The organism is Lacicoccus kunmingensis DSM 17847 (assembly GCF_059568765.1).
Genome location: NZ_JCANUC010000003.1, coordinates 87,555 through 101,454, shown reverse-complemented (window position 1 = coordinate 101,454; position 13,900 = coordinate 87,555). Strand labels below are relative to the sequence as shown.

At 41.8% G+C, this 13,900-nt stretch carries 11 protein-coding genes; all 11 read right to left on the bottom strand.

Going from position 1 to position 13,900, the window contains the following annotated elements; genetic code table 11:
- Positions 1-183 precede the first annotated feature (183 nt).
- On the bottom strand, positions 184-2,106 hold the full coding sequence (locus tag BO48_RS04660) for an ABC transporter permease (RefSeq protein WP_496366248.1): 1,923 nt from the start codon (positions 2,104-2,106) through the stop codon (positions 184-186).
- The gene (locus BO48_RS04655; protein WP_496366247.1) at positions 2,096-2,860 is read right to left on the bottom strand and encodes an ABC transporter ATP-binding protein; all 765 of its coding nucleotides are present in this window, start codon (positions 2,858-2,860) and stop codon (positions 2,096-2,098) included. The genes BO48_RS04660 and BO48_RS04655 overlap by 11 nt, the downstream gene beginning before the upstream one ends.
- 100 nt (positions 2,861-2,960) lie before the next feature.
- Positions 2,961-3,953, bottom strand: coding sequence for a sensor histidine kinase (locus BO48_RS04650; protein ID WP_496366246.1), 993 nt, complete (start codon positions 3,951-3,953; stop codon positions 2,961-2,963).
- Positions 3,954-3,959: 6 nt separating this feature from the next.
- On the bottom strand, positions 3,960-4,634 hold the full coding sequence (locus tag BO48_RS04645) for a winged helix-turn-helix domain-containing protein (RefSeq protein WP_496366245.1): 675 nt from the start codon (positions 4,632-4,634) through the stop codon (positions 3,960-3,962).
- Between the two features lie 129 nt (positions 4,635-4,763).
- Positions 4,764-5,951, bottom strand: coding sequence for an elongation factor Tu (gene tuf, locus BO48_RS04640; protein WP_496366425.1), 1,188 nt, complete (start codon positions 5,949-5,951; stop codon positions 4,764-4,766).
- Positions 5,952-6,080: 129 nt separating this feature from the next.
- On the bottom strand, positions 6,081-8,162 hold the full coding sequence (gene fusA / locus BO48_RS04635; protein ID WP_496366244.1) for an elongation factor G: 2,082 nt from the start codon (positions 8,160-8,162) through the stop codon (positions 6,081-6,083).
- Between the two features lie 58 nt (positions 8,163-8,220).
- Entirely contained in the window at positions 8,221-8,691 is a 471-nt protein-coding gene (gene rpsG / locus BO48_RS04630) for a 30S ribosomal protein S7 (protein WP_052254911.1), read from the bottom strand.
- Between the two features lie 76 nt (positions 8,692-8,767).
- Entirely contained in the window at positions 8,768-9,187 is a 420-nt protein-coding gene (gene rpsL, locus BO48_RS04625) for a 30S ribosomal protein S12 (RefSeq protein ID WP_052254912.1), read from the bottom strand.
- A 438-nt stretch (positions 9,188-9,625) separates the two neighbouring features.
- On the bottom strand, positions 9,626-9,865 hold the full coding sequence (locus tag BO48_RS04620; RefSeq protein ID WP_496366243.1) for a hypothetical protein: 240 nt from the start codon (positions 9,863-9,865) through the stop codon (positions 9,626-9,628).
- Positions 9,843-10,076 (bottom strand): hypothetical protein, encoded by a 234-nt coding sequence (locus BO48_RS04615; RefSeq protein WP_496366242.1) that lies wholly within the window; start codon positions 10,074-10,076, stop codon positions 9,843-9,845. The genes BO48_RS04620 and BO48_RS04615 overlap by 23 nt, the downstream gene beginning before the upstream one ends.
- 167 nt (positions 10,077-10,243) lie before the next feature.
- Positions 10,244-13,864, bottom strand: coding sequence for a DNA-directed RNA polymerase subunit beta' (gene rpoC / locus BO48_RS04610; protein ID WP_496366241.1), 3,621 nt, complete (start codon positions 13,862-13,864; stop codon positions 10,244-10,246).
- Between the last annotated feature and the right edge of the window lie 36 nt (positions 13,865-13,900).

Below are 13,900 nucleotides of genomic sequence, written 5' to 3'. Positions count from 1 at the left end.
CCTCCTGTGTGTATTTTATTGTTACTTAAAACACACTCAGTCAGCCTTTTCACATTTGAAAATACATCATCTCATTCTCCCCCTTTTATCATTTTGAGCATACCATCAAAAAACATTTGTGCAATATTACAACAAACCATCCTGGAAGCGTTACGGCTCCAGGATGGTTTAAATAAATTTCTTCTATATACTTGCCTGTACAACTTTTTTATAATAACCGAGTGATATTACAGCAAAGATTGAATACAGCAGGGTATATGCACCCATCACGATCAACATCGGCGTCCACATTTCAATACCGAATATGAACCATCCGGACTTGACTGCAAAGTACGTATGCAGCAGACCGATAATGAGTGGTATACCGAACGTGATTCCCATTTTAAACGCAAGCCCGCGTAATATTTCGCCTTCACGGAAACCAAGTTTACGGAGCACTTTGTAGCTGCCCTTTTCATTTTCACATTCATCAATCTGTTTGAAGTACAAAATACAGCCTGAAGTCAGAAGAAATGCGAAGCCCAGAAATCCAATGATGAATGTCAACATCCCTGTCACTTTTACCATCTCTTCGTATGACTGAAGTTTAGAACTGAACGGCGGGTTATCTTCATCATCCATCAGTTCATAAATTTCACTCGAATCTTCTCCTGCAATATTAAATGCGTACATATCAGTCGGCATATTATCTTCTTCGTTCGCTTCCGGCTGATTATCATTAAGCTGCTGATAAACACCATCGTCAAGAATCACTACCGGCAGACCGTAGGATACGTAGGAAGGGATGACTGCCTGATCATCCACTTCCGCCACTTCCACCGTCCGTCTGAAGTCTTTTCCATCAGTGAATGTCATCTGTTCACCAACTTCAAATTCACTGAACATATCCTGAATGGTCAACTGGCCGGTAACATATGATTCATTTTTTCCCACATCAAAACCTTCGAACTCGTTCTCACTCGCAACAACAACACTGTTTACGGACATGTTCATTTCATCGTCTTCATTTTTGGATTCCAGATCAAAGTGGATAAATGATTTTTCGATGCGTTCGATTTCTACGCCTTCATCATTCAACATTTCTACGTAAAACTCCATGCCCTCTTCTGAATAAAAAGTATAATCGTAAGGATCGCTGCTGTTCAGCATTTTATCCGTCGAATAATAACTGATATAGCTGAGAGACATTGCGGTGATGCTGATTGCAGTGATAACCGTAATCACTGTCAGTAAAAATGCATTGGAACGCATTTTGAACATCACACTCGTAATGGACAGAACATCATTCACATTCAGATGGCCGCCTTTGAACCGGCGAATTAAATTTAATAAAAATGTAATCGAATATTTAAAGGTGATATACGTCCCGACAATCGTTAAAAATAAGATGATTATCATATTGATCGGCAGCATGAAAGGATTTTCCATGGCACTTTCAAATAAAATACTGGAAATGTAGTAGCCGCACCCGACCATTCCAAACCCGATGATCCCCATGATCACCGTACCGAAGCCGACCGGTTTACCGGCTGTTTCAGATGTTTTATTGAGCTTCAGCAGTTTGATCAGCGATGAACCTTTTAAAAAGATATAATTTTGAATCATCAAAATGATAAATATAACTACAAATACCGCAGCCGTAACCCAAACTGCCGTAAATGAAAAGCTCATATTCACCAGCATGTCGACTTTCATTATTCTAAGAAGCAGCATAAGCAGCAGCCTGGAAATGAAAAACCCAAGCAGTATACCCCCTATCAGGCTCCCAAAATAAATGAAGAAATTTTCCAGCGCTAAAATCCTGAAAACCCTGAACCTGTCCATCCCTATCAACTGATACAGCGCCAGTTCCTTATGACGCCTCTTTATGAATATCATATTGGCAAACATGACAAACAGCGAAATAATGATAACGATCACTACAGAACCGACCATAAACAGAGACGATAAGCCCGTATTGCCTGAAATCTCAGCAGATGCAGCATCATCCAGCGACAGCAGTACAAGTGAAAAGAATAAAGATACACTGAAAATGAGCGCGAAAATATAAAGCGCGTAGTTCTTTATATTTCTTATAAAGTTTTTTAAGATTAAACTATTCAGCATCTTCGATCACACCACCCAGTACACGCTGCGTATCCAGAATTTCCTGATAGTAACTTTCCTGTGACATATCACCACGTGTCAATGAAGTGTAGACCTGGCCGTCCTTTAAGAAGACGACACGGTGTGAGAAACTGGATGCCGCGGCATCATGGGTCACCATCAAAATACTCGTCTCAAGCGTACTGTTCAACTGCTGAAGCTTCTTCAGAAGGTCACTCGCCGATTTGGAATCAAGCGCCCCTGTCGGCTCATCGGCAAATATGATCTTCGGCTGATGGATGAACGCACGAGCTGCACTCGTACGCTGCGCCTGTCCCCCTGAAACCTGACTCGGGTATTTATTCGCCAAATCTGTAATGCCCAGTTCCGCTGCCACTTTATCAAAATGGTCAGAAGCTTCCTTCTTTGTCATATCCCTGATTGCAAGCGGCAGCATAATATTCTCTTTAACGGTTAAAGTATCCAGCAGATTATAATCCTGAAAAATAAAACCGAGGTCATTTTTTCTGAAATCGGCAAGTTTTTTATCCTTCAATGACGTGAAATCCGTACCATCGATATAAATTTGTCCGCTCGTGACACGGTCGATAGAACTTAAAACATTGAGCAATGTCGTTTTACCGGAACCGGAGGCCCCCATGATAGAAACGAATTCACCTCTGTTCAAGTGGATGTCTATACCTTTCAGTACATCTGTACGGTTGAATTTATTGCCAAAACTTTTCTTTATATTTCGTGCTTCCAATAATGTCATTATTGACCCTCCTGTATTTCTCTTAAATATATTGTAGCTTGAAAATATAATGACATCGTTTGATTTGACGAACAAAAAACACTGCAAAGTGACATTTTTGTCACCTTGCAGTTATATTCGTGAATCGGTTTTCTTTATTGAACTCAAGTGTCATCGTTGTATATTCTTTATATACAGAGTCGGCAGTGAGTTTAATATTCAGCGTCTCTGCAACATTCTTTGCTATGTACAGGCCCATGCCGGTCGATTGTTCGTCCTGATGGTCCCCCGTCGATGTAAATCCGGCTTCAAAAATCCTGTCCAGATCACGCTGCTCTATACCTCTGCCATAGTCTGTAATTGTGAGATGCATAAATCCATTTTCCATACTGCTGCGGATGACGATGTCATTGTCCTCGGAATATTTCACACTGTTTGTTATCAGCTGATCAATGATGAACTGGCACCATTTCATATCCGTATAGACGGCGCTTTCCTGCAGGTTGATATCGAAACCTATGCGCTTTCTGATACACACCTCTTTTAATTTCCTGATTGAGCTGTTCAATACAACGTTTAAATCGAGCGACTCTATGTATAGATCATTTTTAATATTCGGCAGCCGTTTTAAATACAGCACTTCGTTCAGCATGCCGTTCAGCCGCGTCCATTCCCCCAGCAGTTTATCACCTTCTGTATCCGGTAAATCATCAAGCATCAGTTTCATCGTCGTCATCGGCATTTTCATATCATGAATGAAACGTGTAAGCTCATCCAGGTTTTCTTTAGTTTTGGATGATTCTTCGTCCAGCTGCATCTGATGTGTTACCCGAAGTTCATCCAGTTTTTCATAAATCTCACTCTGAACGGGTGTATTCCCTCTACTCATACCAACCATATCATTCAGCGTTCCAAGGTTTTTAAATTCACTGTAAAACTTTCTCTTACGCATATAATCCCACATAAGGTATATTATGAAAATTATAAAATTGAAGAAAAATATATAGATGACAGATACATCAGGTATGCCATTATCCAGCAATCCAATTAATAATATGGAAATATTGAAGAGGAAAAATAATATAAAGACCGGTATGTTCTCTTTCCAGTACATCTCCCACTACTCCTTTAAAATATAGCCGATTCCTGTTTTGGTATGGATCGCTTCTTTCAGACCAATATTCTCAAGCTTCTTTCTCAATCGGTTAACATTGACCGTTAATGTATTATCACTGATGAACTTTGAGTCATCCCACAGCGCTTCTATAATTTCCGTCCTTGATACAGTGTCTCCGATACTCTGTGACAAAATGGACAGAATATATGACTCATTTTTTGTCAGTTCAACACTGTTTTCACCCACTGTAATAATTAATTTCTTAAAATCAAACACCGCATTTCTGAATTTAAATACGTCGAGTGCTTTATTCTGATACTCGTATGTACGTCTTAACAGCGCCTGAACCTTCGCATTCAAAACTTCAAAATTAAACGGCTTCTGCACATAATCATCCGCCCCCATCTGCATGCTCATGACCATATCAGTCGGATGATCCCTCGAAGACAGAAATATGATTGGCACACGGGATATATTCCTGATCATGCGGCACCAGTGAAAGCCATCATACTTGGGCAGTGTGATATCTATGATGACAAGCGACGGTTCTATCTTTATGAAGACATTCATGACATCTGAAAAGTCCTTTATTCCATGGGCATTCACCTCCCACTCCTTAAAGCGGGTAATCAGTTCATCGAGCAGCACTTCATCATCTTCGATAATAAGTAATTCCACTTCGTTATACCTCCCTTTGTATTAAAGGTATTTCATTTATAAACAGTATACGTTATATAAAGCGCATATAAAAATAAAAAAAGCGTAAAACCCCAATGGGATTTTACGCTTCAAATTTATAATCAAAGATTATTTTGTGATTGAAGTAACAACGCCTGAACCTACAGTACGTCCACCTTCACGGATTGAGAAACGAGTACCGTCTTCAATCGCGATTGGAGAAATAAGTTCAACATCAATTTCAACGTTGTCTCCAGGCATAACCATTTCAGTTCCTTCTGGAAGGTTAACTACACCAGTTACGTCCGTAGTACGGAAGTAGAACTGTGGGCGGTAGTTAGTGAAGAATGGAGTATGACGTCCACCTTCTTCTTTTGAAAGAACATAAACTTCTGCTTTGAAGTTTGTGTGTGGTGTAATTGAACCAGGTGCTGCAAGCACTTGTCCACGCTGGATATCGTCACGGGATACACCACGTAGTAAAGCACCAATGTTGTCACCAGCTTCAGCATAGTCAAGAAGCTTACGGAACATTTCTACACCAGTAATTGTTGTTTTGCTTGATTCTTCAGCAAGTCCGATGATTTCAACTTCGTCACCGACTTTGATTTGACCACGGTCAACACGGCCTGTTGCTACAGTACCACGGCCAGTGATTGTGAATACGTCCTCAACCGGCATCATGAATGGCTTGTCAGAGTCACGCTCTGGAGTAGGGATAAAGTCATCTACTGCTTGCATAAGATCAAGAATTCTTTGTTCCATGTCTGCATCGCCTTCAAGAGCTTTAAGTGCAGAACCAGCAATAACTGGGATGTCATCGCCAGGGAAGTCATATTCAGAAAGAAGTTCACGAACTTCCATTTCTACTAATTCAAGTAGTTCTTCATCGTCAACCTGGTCAACTTTGTTTAAGAATACTACTAGTGCTGGAACACCAACGTTACGTGAAAGCAGGATGTGCTCACGAGTTTGTGGCATTGGGCCGTCTGCTGCAGATACAACAAGGATAGCGCCGTCCATTTGTGCTGCACCAGTGATCATGTTCTTAACGTAGTCAGCGTGACCTGGGCAGTCAACGTGTGCATAGTGACGAGTATCAGTTTCGTACTCGATGTGAGACGTGTTGATTGTAATACCACGCTCTTGTTCTTCTGGTGCGTTATCAATTTGAGCATAGCTCTGAGCTGTAGTGTCACCATGTTTAGCAAGTACAGTTGCGATTGCAGCTGTTAAAGTAGTTTTACCGTGGTCGACGTGACCAATTGTACCAATGTTAGCATGTGTTTTCGAACGGTCGAATTTTTCTTTTGCCATTTTAAAATACATCTCCTTATTTATAGAAATTAGTTTATTTTTATAGTTTCCTGAGAAAAGAATGACCTTTTCCCAAGTTGTTTCTAAATCACTTATAAACGATTTGTATACAAAAATCAAGTTTATAAATTATTCACCAGTGTTTTTCTTGATGATTTCTTCAGCAACTGATTTCGGTACTTCTTCGTAATGATCGAAAACCATAGAGTAAGTTCCGCGACCCTGCGTGTTTGAACGTAATGCTGTCGCATAACCGAACATTTCTGAAAGTGGAACGAATGCATTAACGACCTGTGCGTTACCGCGAGCGTCCATACCTTCCACACGTCCACGACGGCTTGTTACGTCACCCATGATATCACCCATGTATTCTTCAGGCATAACGATTTCCACCTTCATCATAGGTTCTAAAATGACCGGGTCACAAACTTTGGCAGCTTCTTTCAGTGCAAGTGATGCAGCAATTTTGAAGGCCATCTCAGATGAGTCGACATCGTGGTATGAACCATCAAATAGTCTTGCTTTAACGTCTACCATCGGGTAGCCCGCAAGTACACCATTTTCTAATGAATCTCTGATTCCCGCTTCAACAGAAGGAATGAATTCACGTGGTACTGCACCGCCGACGATATTGTCTTCGAATTCAAAGCCTGCGCCTGTTTCGTTAGGTGTAAATTCAACATGAACATCACCGAACTGTCCGCGACCACCAGATTGACGTGCGAATTTACCTTGAACTTTAGCTCCCGTTTTAAATGTTTCACGGTAAGATACCATTGGCGCACCAACGTTACATTCAACTTTGAATTCACGTTTCATGCGGTCAACAAGTACGTCAAGGTGAAGCTCACCCATACCGCCGATGATAACCTGGCCGGTTTCATTGTCAGTACGTGCAGTGAACGTCGGGTCTTCTTCCTGGAGTTTCACAAGAGCTGTAGTCATCTTATCCTGATCAGCCTTGGATTTAGGCTCAACTGATAAGTGGATAACCGGCTCCGGGAAGTCCATGGATTCAAGAATAACTTCAAGTTTTTCCTGTGTAAGAGTATCACCTGTACCAGTATCTTTCAGACCTACTGCAGCTGCGATATCACCGGAGTAAACAGTAGAAATCTCTTCACGTGAGTTAGCGTGCATCTGTAAGATACGGCCAACACGTTCACGCTTGCCTTTAGTAGTGTTCTGAATGTAGGATCCAGCATCAAGTGTACCTGAGTACACGCGGAAGAAAGTAAGCTTACCGACGTAAGGGTCAGCCATTACTTTAAACGCAAGTGCTGCAAACGGCTCAGAATCATCTGGTTTTGCAATATACTCTTCTTCTTCATCATCCGTTTTATGACCGACAATCGGTTTAACGTCTAATGGAGATGGCAGGTAGTCCACTACTGCGTTAAGCAATAATTGAACACCTTTGTTTTTGAATGCAGTTCCGCAAAGTGCAGGGTAGAATTCAACATCACAAGTCGCCTGGCGAATTGCTGCTTTGAGTTCTTCTACTGTGAATTCTTCTCCACCAAGGTATTTTTCCATAACGTCTTCGTTGACGTCGGCCAAACCTTCGATGAGAGATTCTCTTGCTTCTTCTGCTTCAGCCTGGTATTCTGCAGGGATTTCTATTTCATTAATTTCCGTCCCTATATCATTACCATAGTTGTATGCTTTCATTTCTACAAGATCAATGATACCTGAGAAATTGTCTTCAGCACCAATCGGAAGTTGGATCGGGTGAATATTCGCTTGCAAACGGTCTTCTACAGTGCCTACTGAATACTTGAAGTCAGCACCGACTTTGTCCATTTTGTTTACGAATACGAGTCTTGGAACGCCGTATGTCGTCGCTTGACGCCATACTGTTTCTGTTTGTGGTTCAACACCTGACTGTGCGTCAAGTACTGTAACCGCACTATCAAGTACACGCAGTGAACGTTCAACTTCAACAGTGAAGTCTACGTGTCCAGGTGTATCGATGATATTTACACGATGTCCGTCCCACTCAGCTGTTGTCGCAGCGGAAGTGATTGTAATACCACGTTCCTGTTCCTGCGCCATCCAGTCCATCTGTGAAGCACCTTCGTGTGTTTCACCAAGTTTGTGGATACGTCCTGTGTAATAAAGAATACGTTCAGTCGTCGTAGTCTTACCAGCATCGATGTGAGCCATGATACCGATGTTACGCGTGTTATCTAACGAGAATGGTCTTGCCATGAGTATTCTTTTCTCCTTCCAAAAACGGATTGAAATTTATTACTATCAGGCACTGACACTACCAGCGGTAGTGTGCGAATGCTCTGTTAGCTTCTGCCATTTTGTGTACTTCTTCACGTCTCTTAACAGCACCACCGGTGTTGTTTGCAGCGTCAAGAATTTCGTTCGCTAATCTCTCTACCATTGTTTTTTCCCCACGCAGACGAGCGTAGTTCACAAGCCAACGGAGACTTAGAGTCGTACGGCGTTCCGGGCGTACTTCCACAGGCACCTGGTAGTTTGAACCACCAACACGACGTGCTTTAACTTCAAGTACAGGCATGATGTTCTCGATTGCTTCATCGAAAACCTCCATAGCATCTCTACCTGAACGTTCCTGCACTAAATCGAATGCACTGTATAAGATACTTTGTGAAGTACCACGCTTACCGTCAACCATCATTTTGTTGATTAATTTAGTAATTAGTTTTGAGTTGTGAATCGGATCTGGTAACACATCTCTTTTTGCAACTGGACCTTTACGAGGCATATTGTAATCCTCCCTTCAAATATTATCATTTATTCGTCAAAAGTTTAATTCTTTTATATAGAACCAGTGACTTTAATTATTTTTTAGCTTTAGGTTTCTTAGCACCATATAGTGAACGGCCCTGCATACGTCCGTCAACACCTGATGTATCAAGTGCACCACGTACAACATGGTAACGTACACCCGGTAAGTCTTTAACACGTCCGCCACGGATAAGAACAACACTGTGTTCTTGAAGGTTATGGCCGATACCAGGGATATAAGCGTTAACTTCGATGTTGTTTGAAAGTCTCACACGAGCATATTTACGCAGCGCTGAGTTTGGTTTCTTTGGAGTCATTGTACCTACACGAGTACAAACACCACGTTTATGAGGCGCAGATTCTTTTGTCACGCGCTTTTTAAGACTGTTGAAACCTCTGTTCAGTGCTGGTGAGTCTGTGCTTTGGCTTTTAGACTTACGCGGCTTTCTGATTAACTGATTAATAGTTGGCATTTTAAATAGTCCTCCTCCCTTTATCAAGATTTTTGTAATACCACACATCCAGGTGGTTCATTTTTAGATTATAAAAAATCTGTAAGAATAAATTCTTACAATTTCGCATCTAAATTGCTCTCTAAGAGGTAAATTACCCATTATAGAGTAACCTTAACAATAATAGCACTTTAAAAATGCTGTTGTCAAGTATTTTTGAGCATTAATCTCTTAATTGCCTCAAGTAATAATGATAACAAGATTAACCGTATGGTACAAGGGTTTAAGCATAAAATATACTGGAGAAGTGCCTTTTGGAAATAAAGGCATTCCCTCTGTATAAAATCATCTCATCTATATAAATGCCTTCTTAATTTTTAAGTCTTTTTGAGAATACAAGTGGCCCCAGACCCAATGCTCCGAGTAAAGTCGCAATGCTGTATAACAGACCGTTTTCAGCTACACCCGTATCCGGTAACACTTCGGCTTCGTCTCGTGGAGTTTCGTCAGTGCCCCAGTATCCTGATCGACCGCTGTCACTGTTTCTTTTTTGTCGTGAGACTCAGCATGATCTTCTGTAGTACCATCGTCTGTACCTCCACTCTCTGCCGAAGTACCATCATCTTCACTTCCTGCTGCAGCACCTTCATTATAAGCTACCGCATACTGACTGAAGTCAAGATACTTCAAATACGACATAACCATCCTCTATGGAGTAAGGAACGCTTTCAACTGTTTCTCCATTTTCACCAAGATAATATACATTCCCAACACTGCTGTCAGCAAGTATAGAAACTGTTACAGGATTGCTTAGATTGTATTCACTTCCATCTTTATCTGAGATTTCAATATCATAAAGATCATGAGGCCCTTCAATATTTCCTCTTATAAATATGTAAATCTCGTTCACAAAATGTTTATATTTTGTGTTAAGTTACATGTTGCTGCTATGATTTTAAATTTAAATTATTTTAATCATGACGTAACATCATTGTAATATTACTCCGAATTTTATCCATTACATATAAAAAAGAGCCGCGATAAACTTTCATTTATCGCGGCTCTTAAAAATCTATATTACTGTTCTTCTGTTACTGGTTCTTTTACTTCTACTTCAGGCAATTCTGCATCGACTTCAACATCACGGTATCTCGGCATTCCGGTACCAGCTGGTATCAGCTTACCGATAATAACGTTCTCTTTAAGTCCGAGCAGTTCATCGCGTTTACCTTTGATTGCTGCATCTGTAAGCACTCTTGTTGTTTCCTGGAAGCTTGCTGCTGATAAGAAGCTTTCAGTTTCAAGTGATGCTTTTGTGATTCCAAGCAATACAGGTTTAGCTGTTGCCGGGCGCTTTCTCTTCTTAAAGATTTCTTTATTCGCATCCGTAAATGAGTGGACTTCAACCAACGCGCCTGGAAGCAGCGTCGTATCTCCGGCATCGATGATTCTCACTTTGCGTAACATCTGCCTTACCATTACCTCAACGTGTTTATCATCAATTTCTACACCCTGCATACGGTATACTTTTTGAACTTCTTTAAGCAGGTATTCCTGAGTTCTGTTCAAACCGGCAACTGTTAATAATTCTTTCGGTTCGATTGACCCTTCACTTAACGGTTCACCTGGGACGACTGTATCACCAATATCGACTTTCAGTCTTGCTGCGCCAAGTGCTGTATATGTTCTTGTTTCCTGTTCGCCTTTAATTTTAATTTCCTGCTGACGATCTTTAACAATTTCAATATCAGTCACTTCGCCGCCGATTTCAGTAATGACAGCCTGACCTTTAGGGTTACGCGCTTCAAACAATTCCTGGATACGCGGCAGACCTTGAGTGATGTCACTTCCGGCTACCCCGCCCGTGTGGAATGTACGCATTGTAAGCTGTGTACCCGGCTCACCGATGGATTGAGCTGCGATTGTACCGACTGCTTCGCCGACTTCAACTTTCTCACCGGTCGCAAGGTTTTTACCATAGCAGCGTTCACATACACCATGACGTGCATTACAAGTGAATGCTGAACGGATATACACTTCTTCAATGTCGCTATTTACAATTTCTTTAGCTTTTTCAACTGTAATCAATTCATTTGAACGTACAATAATCTCTTTAGTTTCAGGGTTTCTGATTGTTTCTTTGGAATAACGGCCTTCAAGACGGTCGATTAACGGTTCGATCAGCTCTGAGCCTTCCATAAGTGCTGAAACAAGCAGTCCTTTGTCAGTGTCACAATCTTTTTCACGTACAATCACATCTTGTGCGACGTCTACCAGACGGCGTGTCAGATAACCTGAGTCAGCCGTTTTCAGCGCTGTATCCGCAAGACCTTTACGTGCACCGTGTGTGGAAATAAAGTACTCAAGTACTGTTAAACCTTCACGGAAACTTGATGTGATCGGTAATTCAATGATTTCTCCGGACGGGTTGGCCATCAGACCACGCATACCCGCAAGTTGCGTAAAGTTTGATGCGTTACCACGGGCACCTGAATCACTCATCATGAAGATTGGGTTCAATCTGTCTAGTGAGCCCATCAGTTTTTCCTGGATAACATCTTTAGCCTTAGTCCAAAGTTCAATGACTGTGCTGTAACGTTCATGCTCTGTAATCAGACCACGCGAGAATTGTTTCTGCACTTTCTCGACTTTAGCGTCTGTTTCATCGATAATCTGCTGTTTATCCGGAAGTACAACGATATCGGAAACACCGACCGTTATACCTGCTTTGGAAGAATACTTGAAACCAAGGTCTTTCATCAGGTCCAGCATTACAGATGTTTCTGTGATGTGGAACTTGTTGAAGATTTCAGCGATGATCTGACCCAGATAACCTTTATCGAACGGATCGACAAGCGGTCTGTTTTTATAGTATTCCTTCAATCCGCCTTCACCTAATTCTCCGACTTGTACGAAGTATTCATCAGGCGTTTTATTTTCAAGGTTTGTTCTTGTCGGTTCATTTATATATGGGAATGACGGCGGCATGATTTCGTTGAAAATAACTTTACCTACCGTTGTCAACATTACTTTACCACGATTTTCTTCAGATACTTTTTCAACTTCCAATGAACCGGCATGGAGACCGATTCTTGTATGAAGTCCGACATAACCATTTGTATAGGCCATGATGACTTCATTCGCATCTTTGAAGATGTGGCCTTCACGTTTATCATTCTCACGCTCAAGAGTTAAATAGTAGTTACCCAGAACCATATCCTGTGATGGCGTAACTACTGGTTTACCATCTTTCGGGTTCAGGATGTTTTGAGCCGACAGCATCAGCATTCTTGCCTCTGCCTGTGCCTCTTTGGAAAGCGGTACGTGAACCGCCATCTGGTCACCGTCGAAGTCAGCGTTATAAGCAGTTGTCACTAACGGGTGCAGTTGAATTGCTCTGCCCTCGATCAGTACAGCTTCAAACGCCTGGATGCCCAGACGGTGCAGCGTTGGTGCACGGTTTAGAAGTACCGGGTGTTCTCTGATTACATCTTCTAAAACATCCCATACTTCACTTTCCATGCGCTCTATTTTACCTTTGGCATTTTTGATGTTCGTCGCCATCTCACGCTGAACCAGTTCTTTCATAACGAAAGGCTTGAACAGCTCAAGTGCCATTTCTTTCGGCAGACCGCACTGGTACATTTTCAGGTTCGGTCCAACAACGATAACTGAACGTCCTGAGTAATCCACACGTTTACCAAGTAAGTTTTGACGGAAACGTCCCTGCTTCCCTTTCAACATATGAGATAACGACTTTAACGGACGGTTGCCCGGCCCTGTGACCGGACGACCGCGACGGCCGTTATCGATTAACGCATCGACAGATTCCTGAAGCATGCGTTTTTCGTTTTGTACGATAATCCCTGGCGCACCTAAGTCCAGAAGACGTTTCAGACGGTTGTTACGGTTGATTACACGACGATATAAGTCGTTTAAATCACTCGTTGCAAAGCGTCCGCCATCCAGTTGCACCATCGGACGGATTTCCGGCGGGATGATTGGAAGTACATCAAGAATCATCCATTCAGGTTCGTTTCCTGAGTTGCGGAAAGATTCCACGACTTCCAGTCGCTTGATTGCACGTGTCAGGCGTTGACCTGTCGCAGATTCAAGTTCTTTTCTCAACTGAGACAACTCTTCTTCGAGGTCAACATTCTGAAGCAGTTCCTTAATCGCTTCAGCACCCATTTTTGCAGTGAAAGTATTACCGTGCTTATCATAATAATCACGGTATTCTCTCTCTGATAAAAGCTGCTTAGGCTCTAAGCCCGTGGATCCCGGTTTAATAACTGCATAAGACGCGAAATAAATAATCTCTTCTAAAGAACGTGGTGACATATCCAGCAGAAGCCCCATTCTGGACGGGATGCCTTTGAAATACCAGATATGAGATACAGGAGCAGCCAGTTCAATGTGCCCCATTCTCTCACGACGTACTTTTGCACGTGTAACCTCTACACCACAGCGGTCACAGACCATACCTTTATAACGTACTCGTTTATACTTACCACAACTACATTCCCAGTCCTTAGTCGGACCGAAAATTTTCTCACAGAATAATCCATCACGCTCTGGTTTTAAAGTTCTATAGTTAATTGTTTCAGGTTTCTTGACTTCACCGAAAGACCACGAACGGATCTTTTCCGATGAAGCAAGACCGATTTTCATATATTGAAATCTATTGACATCTATCAATGAGCTTTCCTCCCTAAAAGTTTAATCAAGCTCAGT

Excerpts from the sequence above, each read along its gene's own strand:
- BO48_RS04660 (WP_496366248.1), bottom strand. The coding sequence starts at position 2,106 with ATGCTGAATAGTTTAATCTTAAAAAACTTTATAAGAAATATAAAGAAC.
- BO48_RS04655 (WP_496366247.1), bottom strand. The coding sequence starts at position 2,860 with ATGACATTATTGGAAGCACGAAATATAAAGAAAAGTTTTGGCAATAAA.
- BO48_RS04650 (WP_496366246.1), bottom strand. The coding sequence starts at position 3,953 with ATGTACTGGAAAGAGAACATACCGGTCTTTATATTATTTTTCCTCTTC.
- tuf (WP_496366425.1), bottom strand. The coding sequence starts at position 5,951 with ATGGCAAAAGAAAAATTCGACCGTTCGAAAACACATGCTAACATTGGT.
- fusA (WP_496366244.1), bottom strand. The coding sequence starts at position 8,162 with ATGGCAAGACCATTCTCGTTAGATAACACGCGTAACATCGGTATCATG.
- rpsG (WP_052254911.1), bottom strand. The coding sequence starts at position 8,691 with ATGCCTCGTAAAGGTCCAGTTGCAAAAAGAGATGTGTTACCAGATCCG.
- rpsL (WP_052254912.1), bottom strand. The coding sequence starts at position 9,187 with ATGCCAACTATTAATCAGTTAATCAGAAAGCCGCGTAAGTCTAAAAGC.
- BO48_RS04620 (WP_496366243.1), bottom strand. The coding sequence starts at position 9,865 with ATGTCGTATTTGAAGTATCTTGACTTCAGTCAGTATGCGGTAGCTTAT.